We start from the raw sequence: 15,684 nt of genomic DNA on the forward strand, positions 1-15,684 counted from the left end.
TGCACAACCTCGCCCTCGCCGGATAGCCGAGCCACCCACACGGCGACCAACCATGCCCGAGGCAACAGGAAGATCATTTACGGGACAGCCCTTAGCGGCGTGGTGCGATCGGTGCCTCGGGCAGATCGCGGATGGCGATGGCCGGGTGGAGGTGAATGCTGCAGCCGCTCAGCGTGCGCTGGAGCGGTGGTGGGCACGGGCTGGCGGCCCCGAGGCGTTCTCCGGAACGCGGATCCGGTGGATCACGCGGCACCACCGATGTGGGCGTGCGCCCGTTCACGCTTACTCGATCCCGGTGGAACGGATTCGCTCGTGGACAGCGATGCTGGAGTGGACGACGCACCTGGCTGGCAAGCCGTTCGTGCAGGCTACTGAACTGGGGTGCGGTCATCACGCGAGCGCTGCATCCCCAGCTGGCCGCTGTCAGCGGCATCCTGCCCCGTACACCGCGGCCGCTGGCTCGTGGGCCGGTGGGCAGCGCAGGCCCACCCGACGCGCGGGAATGAGCCGGGAGGGCCATCGCGCTCGTCCGGGATCATCCACTCCAGGGGCCACGCTTCGAGGCCTGCGCGGATGCGTCCAGATCCGACGTGGCCGCGCTCAGGCAGCCGGGTGCATCGACCGCAGACGGTCGGCGACGTCGTGCACGGTCAGCCGCAGCGCGCGGATGTCGCGGATGAGGATCTCCCATGGGGCGAATGAGTCGTCGACATCCTGCCCGGAGGCGCGGATGTACGCCACGGCCACGCCGTACGCGAAGTACGCGTTGCGAGCCGGCAGCGGGCGCAGCAGCACGAGTGCGTCCAGCAGCGCGGCCGCACGCCAGAACGCGTCGGGTTCCTGGGCACCGAACTGCGAGGTGTTCACACGATGCCGGGCGACAGCTGCCTGGAGACCCGAGTAGTCCACAACCCCGAGATCCTTGCCGAGCAGCTCTTCCTGCCGATCAAGGAGCCACCGGATGTCGATGTGCAGTTCCAAGGTCAGGCCGCCCGCCCTGCAGTGTCCCGCGGAGCCGGGGCCTCGTCAGGGAAGGCCGCATCGAACGCCTCGGCAACGCCGGGCTTCCCGGTGACCTCTCGGAACACGATGGTCGCCTGCTGCAGCTTCAGGTGATTCTCCTCCTGGACTGCTACGTTCGCCAGGAACGCGCGCAAGCTCATGCCGCGCGCGGCGGCAACGGCAGCGAGCCGGTTCCGGGTCTCGGAGTCCACTTTCACGGTGGTGTCAGCCATGCCCCGAGTATGCACCCATAGGTACCTCCGTGAATACCGATTGCTGAGAAGGCCGCCATCCCGAGCGGCCCGTTGACATCCCTCAGCACAGTGACCTGCAACGTTCTCAAGAGCAGGAGCTGACGTCTCTCATACTGTGCCCTGCCCCTCGTCAGACAGGAGCGGCCTGCGCTGCCATGCGGGCGAGGTTCTGGACGAGCTGCCAGGCCTCCATCCGGGTGTTGAACGGGGTCTCCAACACCAGGTCGAGGCGGGACAAGCTCGCCGCCGATCAGCTCGCCGCCCTCGCGAAGCTCGGCGTGGACTGGGCGTGACCGCTCACTGAGAAGCTGTGTCGCATCCCCACTTTGAGTACGGTTACAGCGGCGCCGGTCCGTCCCTCCCGTCCTGTGCGGGATGCTCAGTCTGATCGCGGTGGAGCCCGCGCAACCGGTCGCGCGCTGCGCGGGGCAGGCCGTCCACTACGCACTGCCAGGAGTGACTGATCATCTCGGCGATTTCCTCGTCCGGGACCGTGCCGTCCAGGTGAACGGTGATCCAGTGCCACCGGGGGCCCTGGTACCCGTACCCGGGGCGTACCGCCGGGTACTGCTCGTACAGGTGCAGGGCGAGGGCGGATTCGCACTTCACGCTCAGCCGGTCGGGCTGGGAGGTGTTGGCCGCCGCCAGAGTGGCGAATATCTTGCCGCCGGCCTTGTAGACGGGCCGGTGCGGGCCCCATGGCTCTTCCTCACTGACCTCGGGCAGGCCCAGGGCGTATGCCGCGACGTCGTCGGGATTCATCCGGTGCTGTCTTTCATGCGGGGGTGACGACGGGGCAGGCCGCCCCCGGGACACGGCCGGGCGTTCCCGCGGGCGAAGCCCCCGGACGGGTGCGGCCGGTGGTGTAGCGGACCGTCGCCGGACCACGCTTCGAGCCAGGGGAATCCTGAAGGTGCCGGGTCATGGCCCGTTTCCCGGCCCCCAGCCGCGGTGATGACGGCCGGGGCTACGGGTCGGCGGGCACCCGGAACTGCGTCTGTGCCTTCAGAGGAGGTCACTGTCCGCCGAGGTAGTCGGTCTGCGAGGCGATCCGGTCCCCGCGCAGTTGCAGGACCGAGCAGAAGCTGACGGTGACAGGCTCTCCCGCCGGAGGCAGGCCCGGGTGTACCCCGGAGCTGGTTCCCGCGAAGTCGAATTCGACGGCGATGGCGTCCCCGTCGGCGATGATCCGCTTGATGGTGAACTTCCGGTCGGGAACGGCACCGGCGTACTCCTGCAAGTGGCGCACGAAGGCGTCCCGGCCGGTGAAGGCGAGCCCGAAGGGCCCGCACTCGTAGACGGTGTCGTCGGTGTACAGGTTCCCGAACCGGTCGAAGTCCTGGTCGTTGTAGGCGTTGGCCCACTCGTGCACGAGCGTGTCGCTGTTCATGGCTTTGGTCTTTCTGTTGTCCGGAGCCTGGGTCAGGCGTATTTGCCGAGTTCGCTGGCCTGGAGGGCGGCTTGGTCGTTGATGCCGATGACGTAGCCGTCCGGGTCGCGGAAGTAGAAGATGCGCTGGCCGGTGTGGTCGGTGTCGGTGTCCTTGATGATCTCGGCGTGCCGGGAGATGCGGTCGTGGACGCCGTCGAAGTCGTCCACGCCGAGGTAGAACATGCCGGCGAAGCCGATGGGGGTGTCGGCCAGGCTGGGCAGCCAGTTCTTCAGGTCGGCGTTGCTGTAGAGCATGGCGCAGAATCCGCCCTGGTAGAGCAGCATGTGGATGTCGTCGCCGGGCTTGGCGGTACTGGAGTCGACGTCGAAGCCGAGTTGTTTGTAGAACGCGACGCTGGCCGCGGTGTCCTTGACACTCAGGCAGGGAGCGAACGGCATGAATCCTCCATGATCGGATGGTGTGCGGTCTTCACCGGTGTGCGAGCGCGAGGCCGGCATGCGCCCGGCGCTCCGCGGTTTCTTTCTCCGCCGGTCGGGGCGGGCGTGCACTCCGGGGGCCGCCGTCTTGGTGAGAGCAGCCGCTGTGAGCGGCTGGGGCCGTCAGCGGGTGCTGCTGATGCAGAAGGGCTGGCCGGAGGGGTCGAGCAGGACGGTCCAGTGGCCCCCGCCCGGCTGGTGGGCGGGCTTGGTGGCACCCAGCCCGAGGAGCCGCTCCTCCGCCGCGGCGACGTCGTCGAACCTGATGTCCATGTGGAAGGCGAGTTCGTCCCTCGGCCAGATCGGGGCCTTGAACGACGTGGCGGACCAGAAGACGTACATCATGTCGCCGACCCACACGGGGAAGGCCGCCGGGTTGCCGTCCTCGTCCCGGTACGGCTCGGAGACCTGCGCGCCGAGGGCGGCGGCGTAGAATTCCGCGAGCTCGCCTCCGTCCTCGGCCCAGATCGCGTGCGACAGGACCTTGCCGCTCACGGCGCTGCCGGCATGTGTGTCGACCATGGTCTTCTCCTGTGGGTGGGGGTCGGCTGGGGCGGTTTCGCCCCCTGAGGCGACCGTAATGGCCATATAGGACAGTGAATGTCCTATATGGCTCGTGGTGGGGGTTGCGCGGGTATCTGCCGTGGCGTGTGGGTAGCGTGAGGGCCATGGCGTATGACGAGGTGCTGGCGGAGCGGGTCCGGGGGCTGCTGGAGGAGGGCGACGAGGTCGCCGCGAAGAAGATGTTCGGCGGGCTCGTCTTCACGGTGCAGGGGAACACGGCGGTCGGCGTGGTCGGCGACGAATTGCTGGTGCGAGTGACCCAGGACGACACCCCACAGGCTCTCGCCCAGCCCGGCGCGCGGCCCTTCGAGGTCCGCGGCCGGATCTCGAAGGGCTGGGTCATCGTGGCAGGAGAAGTCCTCGACGACGACGTCCTGGACGACTGGTTGGAACTGGGCCGGGAAGCCGCTGCCGGACTTCCGCCGAAGTAGCCCCTCCACGATCACCAGGTGCCCCGACCGGGAGGTGACCCCAGCGGTCGGCGGTGTACGCCCGGAGCGACGCGGGTGGCCCCTCGGCGGTTTTTCGTGGTGGGGGGCTCGTCCGGCTCGCCGGCGGTGAGCGCGCGGGCCACGTCCTGCAGGAGCTGGGCGACCTGCTCCAGGTGCGGGGCGAGTTCGGGGCTGCCTTGGAAAGTGCTGCCGGGGCCGGGGGCGAGGTCGAAGAGCTGGAGGGCGATGCGGCGGGGGCTGTCGGCGGCCAGTTCGACGGTGCTGGTGTGCGCGCCGGTGCTCCGTACGCGCCCGGGCAGGACCTGGGTGCGCTCCAGGACGGTGGCGGCGTCGGCGGGGACGGTGACGCTCAGGGTGTAGCGGGCGGGGGCGGCGGCGACGCGGGCGGCGAGGAAGGCGACGGGGTCGGTGGCGGGCAGCTCGCGGGGGGTGACGCGGTGGCCGGTGGGGGCGGATTCGGTGAGCCGGTCCACGCGGAAGGTGCGCCAGTCGTTGTGGCCGGTGTCGTAGGCGATCAGGTACCAGCGGCTGCCCGCGACGACCAGGCTGTGCGGCTCGACTCGCCGCCGCGCGCTGCCGCCGCTCCTGGAGACGTAGGTGAAGGTGACGATCTCGTGGTCGCGGCAGGCCGCGGCCAGGACGGCCAGCGCGGAGGGGTCGGCCCCCGGTCCTTGGTCCCAGGGGACGGTGGCGGTGGCGGCGTGGATCGCGGCGACCTGGTGGCGCAGCCGGGCGGGCAGCACCTGTTCCAGTTTGGCCAGGGCGCGCACCGCGCTCTCGGCGATGCCGCTGACGCCGCTGGTGGCGGTGCGCAGGGCGGTGGCGATGGCGACGGCTTCCTCGTCGTCCAAGAGCAGCGGCGGTAGGTCGGCCCCGGCGGCCAGGCGGTAGCCGCCGGTGCGGCCGGTGGTGCTCTGGACGGGGTAGCCGAGCTCACGCAGCCGGTCGATGTCGCGGCGGACGGTGCGCAGGGTGACACCGAGGCGGTCGGCGAGCTCGCCGCCCGTCCAGGCGCGGCGCATCTGCAGCAGGGCCAGCAGGCGCAGCATGCGGGCGGGCAGGTCCAAGGTCATGGCACCGAGACTGCCAGGAAAGGGTGACACGAGCTGTCCTGATAGGGACCTACCGTCGAAGACGTCCAAGCGGTCGAGGGACCGCCTCGCGGACGTTCGGATGTACCTCACACAACGGGAGAAATCATGATCACTGGAGTGAACACGGTCGTGGTCTGGGTGCTGGACCAGGACTCGGCCAAGGCGTTCTTCACCGAGAAGCTCGGCCTGGAGGTACGCATGGACGTGCCGGCCGGCGAGGACCCTCGCTGGCTTACCGTGGGCCCGGAGAACCAGCCGGAGCTGCAGCTCAGCCTGATGGTTCCGGGAGCACCGCTGCAGGATGCGCAGTCCGCCGAGCAGCTGAAGTCGCTGCTCGCCAAGGGTGCGCTGTTCGGCTGCACATTCACCGTCGAGGACTGCCACGCAGCCGTCAAGGAACTGTCGGCGCGCGAGGTGACCGTCCTTCAGGAACCGCAGCAGAAGCCCTGGGGCATCTCCGCGCTCATCCGCGACGACTCCGGGACCTGCCACGAACTCCTGCAGCCCCAGCACGGCATGCCGGCGGACAGCACCTCCTGACCATCCTCCTGGGTAGCAGCCCCTCCCATCCGAAGCCACAGTGACGAGCGCCGAGCTCCACCCTCAAGATCCCGCCGCCGGATCACGACGGTCGCCGAGCGGTCGCCGGGGGCAGGTCCAAATCTGCGGCCCAGCCGAGGACGGCCCCGGGACGTCGTGACCCCCCTGGGGCCTTCGTCTTGCCTTCCGGCACCGGACGGCGATGCAACACGGAGCTGCAACGCGGGTACCCAGAGCGACCGTTGGCCTGTGTTCGCGCAGTTCAGAGAACGCAACGCGCTGGCCCTCGGCGCCTTCTGCGTGCGGGCGATCTGCTGCGCGAGGACGTCGCGGTCGATGTGCGGGTCGACGGCGGCGAGGACCAGGCGCCGGAGTTCGTCCGGCTCCAGCGCCTCCACCTCCCACTGCACCGGGCGGCGGACGTCGAAGCCGTAGCGGCGGGCGAAGGCCGGCCACCTGGGGTCGCCGCTCTTGCCCTCGGTGGCCGGGAGCCCGTACGCGCGTACCTGCGTAGGTGAGCAGCACCCGGGCCACCGGGGTCCAGCAGCCCGTGCGCTCCACCCAGTCCCGCTCGATGTCCTCGCCGGAGCAGTCGAAGTCACCGACCACGACAAGCACCCCGTCGCGCTGCCCGCGGGTGACTCGGTCGCGGACGACGTCGGCGTACGACTGGGAGCTGAAGCCGCGGACCACCAGGACCGGGACGCCCGCCTCGGCGAGCCAGCCGGTGAGCTGCTGGCGCAGGGTGCCCTTCCCCGCGGCGACGTACAGGGCGTGCTCCTGGCCCTCGGTGCGGTCGAGGCGGAACCAGTCGGGCATCTCCCGCATGAGTCCGCGCTCGGCCAGGCCGGTGGGACGTGGACTTCACCGGTCCCCCCGCCTAGTACAACCGTGCAGACAACTCTCCAGCCCCCCTCTCGGTGCAACCCGTGCAGGACCGTGCCCGCTCCAGGCTTGCCCGCCTGTGCCTGCCTCGCAGCGATAGTTGTCACCTCGCAGCCCAAACTGTCACCGCACCGCCGTTCAGCCGGCCCGTGCGCGTAGCCCGGGTGTCCTGTCGCAGTGAAGCTGTCGGATTCTCACTCGGTCCCATCCGAGCTGCCAGATTCTCACTGCGTCGCGGTTGGCCGCCGGTTCGTCTGCCGAACATTGGGCGTACCGCTTCTCCTATCATGGGGACATGAGTTCGAATACGGGCGCTGAGGTGCGACCGGGGCTGAGTGCCGCGTTGAGCGGTGACGAGTTGGCCCGCTGGTATTGGACGCTGGCCGAGCTGACCGCGCTTGCCCGGGAGCTCGGGGTGCCGCGGGGCGGTGGGAAAGTGGCGCTGACGGAGCGTCTACGGGCGGCATTGGACGGTGTCGCCCCGCCGGCCGCGCCGCCCCGGACGCGCAGCGCCGGCCGTCAGCTCACCGCGCCAGTGAGCGGGTCCACCGTGATTCCTGAGGGCCAGCGGTGCAGTCAGGTGCTGCGCGAGTACTTCCGCCGCGAGATCGGCCCGGGCTTTCACTTCGACGCCCACATGCGGGCGTTCGTCAGCGAAGGCGCAGGGCGCACCCTGGCCGACGCCGTCGCCCACTGGCACGCCACACGCCAGGCCGCTGCCCAGCTTCAGGAGATCGGATCGCAGTTCGAACTCAACCGTTTCCTGCGTGACTGGCATGCCGAGCATCCGGCCGGCCGCAGGACCGAAGCGCTCGCTGCCTGGCGCGCTCACCGCGACCGCCCTCGTGGTCCGGCCACGGGGTGACCTACCCACAGCCATGCCAGGACGCCGAGTGCCTGGGAGCCGGAACCCAGTCGCGCGATTCCTTCCGTGAAGGCCAACTCGTCTGAGAATGTCACCGGACCGCATCTCCAGGTCATCTGGCAGCCCTGCATGTCAGAACCGCACCACCTGACAACTGGAATGCGACAGCACAATTCAGCTTCCGTCATCCCTGAGCCGCGACTCGCTAGTTGGAAGCTGGTCAGAAGAATTGGGACCAGTGCGGCCGCGCCGACTAGGCTCACCTCCATGTCCGAGCCAGCCCGTGACCCTCGCATGCAGTCCCTGATCAACCAGCTCCGGCCGGGGGCAGTGAGAACGGTGAGGGTCACCGGATTCGACGGGGCGGACGTCCTGGTGCAGCTCGTGGATGCCGGAGGAGAGAAAGGCGAGATCGCTCGGATTCCCCGACATGAGGCATCGATGCGGCGGATGGAACATCCATCCGAGCTGTTTGAGGTCGGCCAGGAGATCAATGCCGAAGAGATCGGACGTTGGCAGGAAGGTCAGCTTCACCTCTCCGCCAGGGCGTGCGAGATTCCGGCCTTGCGGACCTTTCTCCTCGCCTTTGAACGAGGGCAGGTCGTGGCTGGGACGGTCGCCGCAGTTCACAACTTCGGGGTCTTCGTTCACGTCGATGGCGAACCGGACGGCCTCTGCACCGGCTTCGTCCGGGTGCCGGACCTCACGTGGGGCTGGATCAGCCACCCCTCCGAGGCAGTCGAAGCCGGCCAACGAATCACCGCCGAGGTGATCATTGCCGAGACACGCTCCGGACAGGTCACGCTCTCGCTGAAGGCTCTGCGGGAAGATCCGCTCATTCGGTTTGCAGATCAGGTCGGCAGGATCCTTACCGGGCCGATCACCAAGATCGTGCCCTTTGGTGTGTTCGTGCAGCTTGCTCCCGACGTTGCGGGGTTCCTGCACCTCTCAGAGCTGACTGACGAGCCGGTCGAGACCCCGGATCAGCTTGTCGATGAAGGCGAGCTGATCACGGTGAAAGTCGCCGAGGTCGACCTCCAACGTCACCGGGTGCGGCTGGGCACCGCTGGCGGAGCGGACAGCACCTACCGTAACAAGGACGACACGAGGCAGACCATCAGGGCCGGAGACGCCACCATCGACGTCAAGGGCCGGTGGGAGTGACGAGCGCACCACCTCCTGGACGGTTTGTGCCCTGTTCATCCCTGGGTGGCCGCACCAGCCGGCGGGCACCGGCCCGGCCCGCCGGCTGGTGCCGGTGGACCGGGCCCGCGCCGTCGCTGCTTCGCGACCGGGCGGCCGCGGGACTCAGATGATGTTCTTGTAGAGGTTCCAACCGGTACCGAACTTCACCCGGGCGGCGAAGGTCTCGGTGCCGGCCTTGCCCGTCGAGGAGTACCGGTACACGACGCCGTTCGGGAGACGGCAGAGCAGGTCGCCCTTGCTGTCGCCGTCGATGTCACCCGGGACGAACAGCTTGTCGTACTGGTCGAAGCCGCTGCCGACCTGCTCCCGGGCGGCGAACGGCGCGGTGGCCGTGCCCGTCCCCTTGAAGAGGAACAGGCGGCCGGAGGTGTCCCGGGCGAGCAGGTCGGGCCGCCCGTCGCCGGAGTAGTCGCCCGCGCCGACGAGCGCGTCGTAGCCGTTCCAGCCGGTGCCGACCTTGATACGCGCGCCGAACTTGGTCACCAGCGCGCCGTCGCCGGGATGGAGCCACAGGGTGCCGCCGGAGTCGCGGCTGAGCAGGTCGCCCTTGCCGTCGCCGGTGAGGTCACCGGGGCCGACCATGAGGTTGTAGTTCCACGTCGTGCTGACCCGCTCGCCCTGGATGTACAGGTCGCTGCCGATGTTCTGCACGAAGGTCGCGTGGTTGCGGCTGTTGAGCCCGGTGGCGTACGTGTTGCGGGAGCCGGGCGTCTCCTTGCCGGCCCAGACCGGCGGCATCCGGTAGTCGCCGTTGGCCAGGGCGCTGTACTTGGCGAGGTCGTTGTCCGCTTCGGTGCCGAGGTTCTGTGCCTTGCCGTAGAGCGGCGTGGTGCCCGCGCCGACGATGAACTTGTTGAGTTCATAGCCACTGCCGAAGTACGCGGGTGCGGCGAACCGGCCGCCACCGACCGACTTGAACCAGTACTCCACGCCGTCGCGGTCGCGGGCGAGCAGGTCGCTCAGGCCGTCGCCGTCGCCGTCATCCGAGCCGGTGATCACGTTGTACGTGTTCCAGCCGGTGCCGACCTTGACGCGGGCCTTGAGCGGGGCGGTGGCGCTGCCGGCCCCCTTGTGGAACCACAACTCACCGCTCAGCGTACGGGTGAGGACGTCGCCGAGGCCGTCGCCGTCCACGTCGCTGGCCCCGACCAGCTGGTCGTACATCCCCCAGCCGGAGCCGACCTTGACCCGCGTGTTGAAGGGTTTGCTGACGCTTCCGGTGCCGGTGTACAGCCACAGGTCTCCGGTGTGGTCGCGGGCCAGCAGGTCGGGGTGGCGGTCCCCGGTGACGTCGCCGGTGGCCATGACGCGGTTGTATATCTGCCAGCCGCGGCCCGACCAGAGGGGCGCCGACGTGCTCGTCAGACCGGTCTCGTAGAGCGTGAGCACACCGTCGAAGGAGAGCGAGAGCAGCTCGGCCTGGCTGGTGCCGCCTACGTCGCCCACCGGCAGCAGGTCCTTGAACGAGGCGTCGGGGTCGGGGTCGGTCTTGTAGATCGCGTATTCGCTCCAGGACGAGATCGACGACAGGTAGACGGCCGTGGTCTGGTCGTACTCCATGACGATCATGTCGCTGATGCCGTCGCCGTCGACGTCGTGCCGCGGCTTGGCGGCGGCCAGCGGCGCTGGCCGTGTGGCGCGGCCGGGCAGGACGACGCTCGGGTACTCGCGATCGCTGCCCGGTGCGGCCTCGGAGACCGAGTCCGCCGCCGGGCCGACCAATGGCCGGGCGGGGGCGGAGTCGGGTATGCCGGGCTGCGGGGCGGCGCTGCTCGGGGCGGCAGCCAGGGCGCTGACGACCAGGCCCAGTACGCCGCCGGCGGCCAGTGCACGCAGTCTTCCGCGGTGCGATGAAGTCAAGATCCCCCCTGAGGATCGAGCCGGGACCCGCCCGGACACGTCTCGCTGTGTGCTCGGAGACACACATCCACGCGTGAACGGTTCCCGCTTCCAGCCGTGCCGCGTATGCCGCGCCATTGACCACGCCGGTGCAAGTGCTGCACCAATTCCTTTTTCCATAGGCGCAGTTGAGGGGCCGAGGGCTTCGACCGGCGGGCCAGCCACTACCGCAGCGGCGGGTTCGCCGACGAGATCTCCCTGTGGGGTGGACCATCGCCGTGGGCTGTCCAAGGAGGTCTCCCGGCACGCGGTGCCCGCGCCCGTGGAGGCCGACGTCCGCAAGCTGGCCGCCACGGCCCCGCCGGCCACCTGGCTCAAGCTCTTCGCCCCGGACGAGGTGGTGCGGCACTGGGCGGGGGACGACTGGGAGACGGACATCACCAGCGACCCTCGTCCGCCCCGGCCCGCCGCGAGCGCTCTTCCCGCCTGGGCGGAACCCCTGCTCGCCCAGGCGGAGCGGGCCGACCGCTGACGGCACCGTCCGACGCACGCGGGAAGCGAAAACCTGCTGCCCCCGCCAGAGCCCGACCGCAGGTCGCAGCGGCGGTCGTGCAGTTGGCCACGGGCACCGGGGGGTCTGACACGAAAATAGAGTGGACGATGCAGGTCAGCCCACCGTGATGGGTTCAAAGCGGACGGTCAGTCCGAGGCTGTTGGCCTCCTTGGTCATGCGGCGCATGGCGCGTTCGGGGTCGCGTTTGGCGAAGTACTCGGCGCCGAGGTCGCGATAGGGGGCCTTGCTGCGTAGGACGTGCCAGATGGCGATGGCGAGTTTGTGCATGACGGCGACGAGGGCTCGTTTGCCGCCTCTGCGGGCGGAGATGCGGCGGAAGAACGTGGCGATGTAGGAGGTCTTGTCCCTGATCGCGGCCATGGCGGCTGTTCCGAGCAGGCGTTTGATGTTGCTGTTGCCCGGGCGGGTCCGTCCGGATCTTGCCGCCCAGGCCGCCAGGCTCGCCGACCGGGCCGTCTTCACCACGGGCGACGCCGAGCACCTGCCCTACGACGACGGGGTGTTCGACGCGGTGGTGTGCGAGTGCGCGCTGTGCGCCTTCCCCGACAAGACCCGAGCCGCCGCCGAGTTCGCCCGGGTCCTCAAGCCTGGCGGACGCCTCGGCATCACCGACGTGACCGCCGACACCGTCCGTCTGCCGCCCGAGCTTCGCGGGCTGGGCGCCCGGATCGCCTGCATCGCCGACGCCCGCCCGCTGGACGCGTACACCGAGATCCTGGCCGCGGCCGGGCTGCGCATCCTCACCACCGAGCGGCATGACGAGGCGATGATCCGCATGATCGACCAGGTCCAGGCCCGGCTGAGCCTGCTGCGCATCACCGCCGCGGACCGCCTCGCCGACGCGGGCGTGGATCTGGAGGCGGCCCCGGCCGTCCTGGAGGCGGCCCGCGCCGCCGTCGCCGACGATGTCTTCGGCTATGCCTTGCTGACCGCGGTGAAGGTACCCCGACAGGACGGCGAGCTACTCCCGGGTACGTAAGCGCCCTCACATACCCGCACCCACCCGAGCCCTAGGGTCGGCGACGAGAACGGAAGGACAACCGCACAAGGAGGCCGATCACCATGGCTACCACCGTGCAGGCATCCCCGAGAACGGCCGCGATCCCGGTGTACGCGGTGTGGGGTGCCGCGGCCGGACTGGTCGGCGGCATCGGGATGGGCATCTGGATGTCGGTGTCCCGGCCGATGATGGACACCGCCATGATCACCATCATCGCAGGGCTCCTCGGCTCCACCAACGCCTTCGCCGGATGGCTGATCCACCTGGCCATCGCCACCTTCGCCGGCATCACCTTCGGCGTCGTGCTGGGGCAGTTCGCCCAGCGCCTCGCCCCCGCCATCGCCCTCGGCCTCGCCTACGGCGCGGTGTGGTGGACCGTCGGCGCACTGTGGATCATGCCCGCCAACATGGGCATGCCCGTCTTCGAATGGAACGACGTGTCCGCCTCCAGCCTCGGCGCCCACCTCGTCTACGGGCTCCTCGCCGGAGCGACGTTCGCGTCCATCGCCCAGGAGACCGGCAAGCGCACCGGCCCCGCCCGATGAACCGCGAGGCTCCCGCGTCACCCCCCGGACCCACCGCCCCGCCGCCCGGCGCGGCACCGCGCCGCATCCGCGTCGACGGCGGTGCGGTGCCCTACTGTCTGGCCGGTAGCGCCGAGGCGCTGGCCAGCCCGGCATGGGGCGCCGCCCCGCCACCGTGGGCCCCGGGACGACGCGAGGGAACGCACCACATGAACCACGCCACATCGGACGCCTCCGAGCGGACCTGGTGCCTGGCCGAGGTCGACATCTTCTGCGACCTCTCCGAGCAGGAGATGGAAGCCATCGCCCAGGCGGCACCGATGAAGAGCTTCCACGCGGGCGAGATCCTGTACACGCCCACCCAGCCCTCCGAGGTGCTGTTCATCCTCAAGAAGGGCCGGGTACGCGTCTTCCGCGTCTCCGCCGACGGCCGCGCGCTCACGACCGCGATCATCTCCCCGGGCACCATCTTCGGCGAGATGGTCCTGCTCGGACAGCACATGTACGACAACTACGCCGAAGCCCTCGACGACACCGTCGTCTGCGTCATGAGCCGCACGGACGTGAACCGGCTGCTGCTGACCGACGCCCGCATCGCCGCCCGCATCACGACCATCCTCGGCCGCCGGCTGTCCGACCTCGAGCAGCGGCTGTCCGACAGCGTGTTCAAGACCGTCGCCCAGCGGGTGGCAACCACCCTGGTCACCCTGAGCACCGCCCAGCCGTCGGGCAGCCCCCTGCGACCGGGCGGACGCCACCCGCAGATCGCCCTCACCCACGAACAGCTCGCCGCGCTCGCCGGCACCTCCCGCGAAACCTGCACCAAAGTGCTGCGCGACCTCGAGGACCGAGGACTCCTCCGGCTCACCCGCGGGCGCATCACCGTACTCGACCGCGAGCGCCTCCAGGACGCGGCGGGCTGACCCCGTGAGCGTCGCCGAACCGTAAGGCCACCAGCCACCCCACAACCCGAGGAGGCGATCTACGCTCCCCTCCGGTCCCCGACACTCAGGAGTCATTCATGCGCGCCCGCATCCTTCTTCCGGCCGCCGTCGCCGCCGCCATGCTTGCCCTCACCGGGTGCGGTGCGAGCGGCGGCTCGGATTCCGCCCGTGCTGCGGGAGCGGTCTCCCCGTCGAACGCATCGTCCCCCGCCCGGCCGCTCGCCAGCTCCGACGGGAGCGGCACCGGGGCGGACGGGGCCACGGTGCCCGCGGCGCTGGACTTCACCGCCACCACGGTGGACGGCAAGCCCTTCGACGCGAAGACCCTCGCGGGCAAGCCGACCGTGCTGTGGTTCTGGGCGCCCTGGTGCCCCAAGTGCAAGGCCCAGGCCACTGAAACCGCCAAGGTTGCCGCCGACTACCAGGGCATGGCCAACGTCGTCGGCGTCGCCGGCCTCGACAAGAACGCCGCCATGCGCGACTTCGTCTCCGACACCGGCACCGGCTCCTTCCCGCACCTGTCCGACGAGAACGGCGAGGTGTGGAAGCGCTTCAAGGTCACCGAGCAGAGCCGCTACGTCATCCTCGACAAGGACGGCAAGACCGTCTACGAAGGCGTACTCCCCGGCGGCAAGGGCCTGGCCGAGAAGGTCGCCGGACTCACCGGCTGAACCCCCATGACCGATCTCCCCCTCGCCCTCGCACTCGGCGCCGGCATGCTCGCCGCCGTCAACCCGTGCGGCTTCGCCCTGCTCCCCGCCTACCTGTCCCTGCTCGTCCTCGGCGACGACACCCCGAGCCGTGCCGTGGCCGTCGGCCGGGCCCTGACCGCCACCGTCGCGATGACCGCCGGATTCGCGGCCCTTTTCGGGATCTTCGGCCTGGCCATCCAGCCCGTGGCGGGGCAGGTCCAGCAGCACCTGCCCTGGTTCACCATCGCCTTCGGCCTGCTCATAGCCGCCGCCGGAACCTGGCTCCTGGCCGGCCGGCAACTCCCCACCCTCACCCCGAAACTCCGGCGCGCACCGAAGGTGACCCGCTCCCTGCCCTCGATGGCGCTGTTCGGCATGGCGTACGCCACCGCCTCCCTCGGCTGCACCATCGCCCCCTTCCTCGCCATCGTCGTCTCCGCCTTCCGCACCGGCTCCACGGTCGAGGGCATCGCGCTCTTCGCCGCCTACGGCGCCGGGATGGGCCTGATCGTCGGCGCCGCCTCGCTGACCGTCGCCCTCACCCGCACCACCGCCGTCACCCGCCTACGCCGCCTCGGCGCCCTCGCCCCCCGCCTCGGCGGCGCCCTGCTCCTCCTCGTCGGCGCCTACGTCGCCTACTACGGCTGGTACGAAATCCGTATCCAGCACGACCCCGCCACCACAGACCCCGTCATCGACGCGGCCGGAACCCTCCAGCGCACCATCGCAGGCGCCCTCGACACCATCGGGCCGACCGTGACCGCCGCACTCTTCGCAGTGCTGCTCCTCGCGGCCCTGCTGATCCGGCGGCACAGGCGTAAGCGCCAGCCCGCACGCACGACCCTCCAACCGTGAGCCTTCGCCACCTACGAACGTGCTGACCGCGTGCGCGACTGCCTGCAAAGCCTTGGGGCGCGCCTGCGGACCGCCGGCAGGATCAGGCGGCGCGGCCCACCGGACGGCGGGCGGGATCTGCTGCTCCGGGTCTGTATCGCGAGGACGTGACCGGCACCGCCGACGCCCCGGCCACCGGCCGGGACTCGGCCGGCGCCCTCCACGTTTCCCGCGCGCGTCACTGTGCGGTGCGCCCACCCGGAAAGACCTCTCAAATGTCCGCTCTCACTCGTTTCACCGTCCGGCGCCGTGCTCTCGCGGCGACCGCCACCGCCGCTGCTCTGGCCCTGACGCTGACCGCCTGCGGTTCGTCCAACGACTCCTCGTCCATGCCGGGCATGGACCACGCCGCCGCAGGCACCGGCCTGTCCGACAGCCAGGACGGCTACCACCGGGCCTTGACCCCGAATCCTGGGCACGGGTTATGCGGCTGGTGCCAGCGTAGTTGATGTTGTCTCGGACGCTGTCTCGTAAGCGATGGGGCTG

At 69.9% G+C, this 15,684-nt stretch carries 21 protein-coding genes; 12 read left to right on the forward strand and 9 right to left on the reverse strand.

The window, feature by feature from the left end:
• Nucleotides 1-600: 600 nt before the first annotated feature.
• A complete protein-coding gene (locus AC068A_RS36040) occupies nt 601-981 on the reverse strand; it encodes a toxin Doc (RefSeq protein WP_478590519.1) in 381 nt (126 codons plus the stop codon).
• A gap of 2 nt (nt 982-983) precedes the next feature.
• Nucleotides 984-1,235, reverse strand: coding sequence for an antitoxin MazE7 (locus tag AC068A_RS36045; protein WP_478590520.1), 252 nt, complete (start codon nt 1,233-1,235; stop codon nt 984-986).
• 176 nt (nt 1,236-1,411) lie between these two features.
• Here AC068A_RS36045 and AC068A_RS36050 point away from each other — a divergent pair, with 176 nt between their 5' ends.
• Nucleotides 1,412-1,549 (forward strand): hypothetical protein, encoded by a 138-nt coding sequence (locus tag AC068A_RS36050; protein WP_478590521.1) that lies wholly within the window; start codon nt 1,412-1,414, stop codon nt 1,547-1,549.
• 43 nt (nt 1,550-1,592) lie between these two features.
• On the opposite strand, the gene AC068A_RS36055 is transcribed toward AC068A_RS36050, so the two are convergent.
• The 4 genes from AC068A_RS36055 to AC068A_RS36070 form a co-directional block, all read right to left on the reverse strand.
• On the reverse strand, nt 1,593-2,018 hold the full coding sequence (locus AC068A_RS36055) for an MmcQ/YjbR family DNA-binding protein (RefSeq protein WP_478590522.1): 426 nt from the start codon (nt 2,016-2,018) through the stop codon (nt 1,593-1,595).
• A 253-nt stretch (nt 2,019-2,271) separates the two neighbouring features.
• Entirely contained in the window at nt 2,272-2,646 is a 375-nt protein-coding gene (locus tag AC068A_RS36060) for an ester cyclase (protein WP_478590523.1), read from the reverse strand.
• 32 nt (nt 2,647-2,678) lie between these two features.
• Entirely contained in the window at nt 2,679-3,086 is a 408-nt protein-coding gene (locus AC068A_RS36065) for a VOC family protein (RefSeq protein WP_478590524.1), read from the reverse strand.
• 162 nt (nt 3,087-3,248) lie between these two features.
• Nucleotides 3,249-3,647 (reverse strand): VOC family protein, encoded by a 399-nt coding sequence (locus AC068A_RS36070; protein ID WP_478590525.1) that lies wholly within the window; start codon nt 3,645-3,647, stop codon nt 3,249-3,251.
• Nucleotides 3,648-3,793: 146 nt separating this feature from the next.
• Here AC068A_RS36070 and AC068A_RS36075 point away from each other — a divergent pair, with 146 nt between their 5' ends.
• The gene (locus AC068A_RS36075; RefSeq protein WP_478590526.1) at nt 3,794-4,120 is read left to right on the forward strand and encodes a TfoX/Sxy family protein; all 327 of its coding nucleotides are present in this window, start codon (nt 3,794-3,796) and stop codon (nt 4,118-4,120) included.
• Nucleotides 4,121-4,131: 11 nt separating this feature from the next.
• Here AC068A_RS36075 and AC068A_RS36080 read toward each other — a convergent pair whose 3' ends face one another.
• Entirely contained in the window at nt 4,132-5,214 is a 1,083-nt protein-coding gene (locus AC068A_RS36080) for a helix-turn-helix transcriptional regulator (RefSeq protein ID WP_478590527.1), read from the reverse strand.
• Nucleotides 5,215-5,340: 126 nt separating this feature from the next.
• Between AC068A_RS36080 and AC068A_RS36085 the strand changes: the two genes are divergently transcribed.
• From AC068A_RS36085 to AC068A_RS36095, 3 genes are all read left to right on the forward strand, one after another.
• Entirely contained in the window at nt 5,341-5,775 is a 435-nt protein-coding gene (locus AC068A_RS36085; protein WP_469307640.1) for a VOC family protein, read from the forward strand.
• 1,180 nt (nt 5,776-6,955) lie between these two features.
• Nucleotides 6,956-7,525 (forward strand): DUF6434 domain-containing protein, encoded by a 570-nt coding sequence (locus tag AC068A_RS36090; RefSeq protein ID WP_478590528.1) that lies wholly within the window; start codon nt 6,956-6,958, stop codon nt 7,523-7,525.
• 267 nt (nt 7,526-7,792) lie between these two features.
• Nucleotides 7,793-8,689 (forward strand): S1 RNA-binding domain-containing protein, encoded by an 897-nt coding sequence (locus AC068A_RS36095; protein WP_478590529.1) that lies wholly within the window; start codon nt 7,793-7,795, stop codon nt 8,687-8,689.
• A 144-nt stretch (nt 8,690-8,833) separates the two neighbouring features.
• Here AC068A_RS36095 and AC068A_RS36100 read toward each other — a convergent pair whose 3' ends face one another.
• A complete protein-coding gene (locus AC068A_RS36100) occupies nt 8,834-10,591 on the reverse strand; it encodes an FG-GAP repeat domain-containing protein (protein WP_478590530.1) in 1,758 nt (585 codons plus the stop codon).
• A 244-nt stretch (nt 10,592-10,835) separates the two neighbouring features.
• Between AC068A_RS36100 and AC068A_RS36105 the strand changes: the two genes are divergently transcribed.
• Nucleotides 10,836-11,102, forward strand: coding sequence for a hypothetical protein (locus tag AC068A_RS36105; RefSeq protein ID WP_478590531.1), 267 nt, complete (start codon nt 10,836-10,838; stop codon nt 11,100-11,102).
• A gap of 135 nt (nt 11,103-11,237) precedes the next feature.
• Here the strand turns inward: AC068A_RS36105 and AC068A_RS36110 are convergent, their stop codons facing one another.
• Entirely contained in the window at nt 11,238-11,504 is a 267-nt protein-coding gene (locus tag AC068A_RS36110; RefSeq protein ID WP_478590532.1) for a hypothetical protein, read from the reverse strand.
• 25 nt (nt 11,505-11,529) lie between these two features.
• On the opposite strand from AC068A_RS36110, the gene AC068A_RS36115 reads away from it, so the two are divergent.
• The 6 genes from AC068A_RS36115 (at nt 11,530) to AC068A_RS36140 (ending at nt 15,647) form a co-directional block, all read left to right on the forward strand.
• Nucleotides 11,530-12,123, forward strand: a complete 594-nt coding sequence (locus AC068A_RS36115; protein ID WP_478590533.1) for a class I SAM-dependent methyltransferase — start codon at nt 11,530-11,532, stop codon at nt 12,121-12,123.
• Nucleotides 12,124-12,206: 83 nt separating this feature from the next.
• Nucleotides 12,207-12,689, forward strand: a complete 483-nt coding sequence (locus AC068A_RS36120; RefSeq protein ID WP_478590534.1) for a hypothetical protein — start codon at nt 12,207-12,209, stop codon at nt 12,687-12,689.
• Nucleotides 12,690-12,877: 188 nt separating this feature from the next.
• Nucleotides 12,878-13,591, forward strand: a complete 714-nt coding sequence (locus AC068A_RS36125; RefSeq protein WP_478590535.1) for a Crp/Fnr family transcriptional regulator — start codon at nt 12,878-12,880, stop codon at nt 13,589-13,591.
• Nucleotides 13,592-13,689: 98 nt separating this feature from the next.
• Nucleotides 13,690-14,283, forward strand: coding sequence for a redoxin domain-containing protein (locus AC068A_RS36130; RefSeq protein WP_478590536.1), 594 nt, complete (start codon nt 13,690-13,692; stop codon nt 14,281-14,283).
• 6 nt (nt 14,284-14,289) lie between these two features.
• Complete coding sequence (locus tag AC068A_RS36135; protein WP_478590537.1) at nt 14,290-15,159, forward strand: cytochrome c biogenesis CcdA family protein; 870 nt, start codon at nt 14,290-14,292, stop codon at nt 15,157-15,159.
• 254 nt (nt 15,160-15,413) lie between these two features.
• Complete coding sequence (locus tag AC068A_RS36140; protein ID WP_478590538.1) at nt 15,414-15,647, forward strand: hypothetical protein; 234 nt, start codon at nt 15,414-15,416, stop codon at nt 15,645-15,647.
• The last annotated feature ends 37 nt before the right edge of the window (nt 15,648-15,684 follow it).

It is taken from the genome of Streptomyces sp. NPDC043854, assembly GCF_056436005.1.

What these genes read in the sequence shown, in the direction of transcription:
- AC068A_RS36045 (WP_478590520.1), bottom strand. Translation starts at nt 1,235, where the DNA reads ATGGCTGACACCACCGTGAAAGTGGACTCCGAGACCCGGAACCGGCTC.
- AC068A_RS36095 (WP_478590529.1), top strand. Translation starts at nt 7,793, where the DNA reads ATGTCCGAGCCAGCCCGTGACCCTCGCATGCAGTCCCTGATCAACCAG.
- AC068A_RS36050 (WP_478590521.1), top strand. Translation starts at nt 1,412, where the DNA reads ATGCGGGCGAGGTTCTGGACGAGCTGCCAGGCCTCCATCCGGGTGTTG.
- AC068A_RS36090 (WP_478590528.1), top strand. Translation starts at nt 6,956, where the DNA reads ATGAGTTCGAATACGGGCGCTGAGGTGCGACCGGGGCTGAGTGCCGCG.
- AC068A_RS36135 (WP_478590537.1), top strand. Translation starts at nt 14,290, where the DNA reads ATGACCGATCTCCCCCTCGCCCTCGCACTCGGCGCCGGCATGCTCGCC.
- AC068A_RS36140 (WP_478590538.1), top strand. Translation starts at nt 15,414, where the DNA reads ATGTCCGCTCTCACTCGTTTCACCGTCCGGCGCCGTGCTCTCGCGGCG.
- AC068A_RS36115 (WP_478590533.1), top strand. Translation starts at nt 11,530, where the DNA reads ATGTTGCTGTTGCCCGGGCGGGTCCGTCCGGATCTTGCCGCCCAGGCC.
- AC068A_RS36080 (WP_478590527.1), bottom strand. Translation starts at nt 5,214, where the DNA reads ATGACCTTGGACCTGCCCGCCCGCATGCTGCGCCTGCTGGCCCTGCTG.
- AC068A_RS36065 (WP_478590524.1), bottom strand. Translation starts at nt 3,086, where the DNA reads ATGCCGTTCGCTCCCTGCCTGAGTGTCAAGGACACCGCGGCCAGCGTC.
- AC068A_RS36055 (WP_478590522.1), bottom strand. Translation starts at nt 2,018, where the DNA reads ATGAATCCCGACGACGTCGCGGCATACGCCCTGGGCCTGCCCGAGGTC.
- AC068A_RS36130 (WP_478590536.1), top strand. Translation starts at nt 13,690, where the DNA reads ATGCGCGCCCGCATCCTTCTTCCGGCCGCCGTCGCCGCCGCCATGCTT.
- AC068A_RS36125 (WP_478590535.1), top strand. Translation starts at nt 12,878, where the DNA reads ATGAACCACGCCACATCGGACGCCTCCGAGCGGACCTGGTGCCTGGCC.
- AC068A_RS36085 (WP_469307640.1), top strand. Translation starts at nt 5,341, where the DNA reads ATGATCACTGGAGTGAACACGGTCGTGGTCTGGGTGCTGGACCAGGAC.
- AC068A_RS36060 (WP_478590523.1), bottom strand. Translation starts at nt 2,646, where the DNA reads ATGAACAGCGACACGCTCGTGCACGAGTGGGCCAACGCCTACAACGAC.
- AC068A_RS36070 (WP_478590525.1), bottom strand. Translation starts at nt 3,647, where the DNA reads ATGGTCGACACACATGCCGGCAGCGCCGTGAGCGGCAAGGTCCTGTCG.
- AC068A_RS36120 (WP_478590534.1), top strand. Translation starts at nt 12,207, where the DNA reads ATGGCTACCACCGTGCAGGCATCCCCGAGAACGGCCGCGATCCCGGTG.
- AC068A_RS36110 (WP_478590532.1), bottom strand. Translation starts at nt 11,504, where the DNA reads ATGGCCGCGATCAGGGACAAGACCTCCTACATCGCCACGTTCTTCCGC.
- AC068A_RS36075 (WP_478590526.1), top strand. Translation starts at nt 3,794, where the DNA reads ATGGCGTATGACGAGGTGCTGGCGGAGCGGGTCCGGGGGCTGCTGGAG.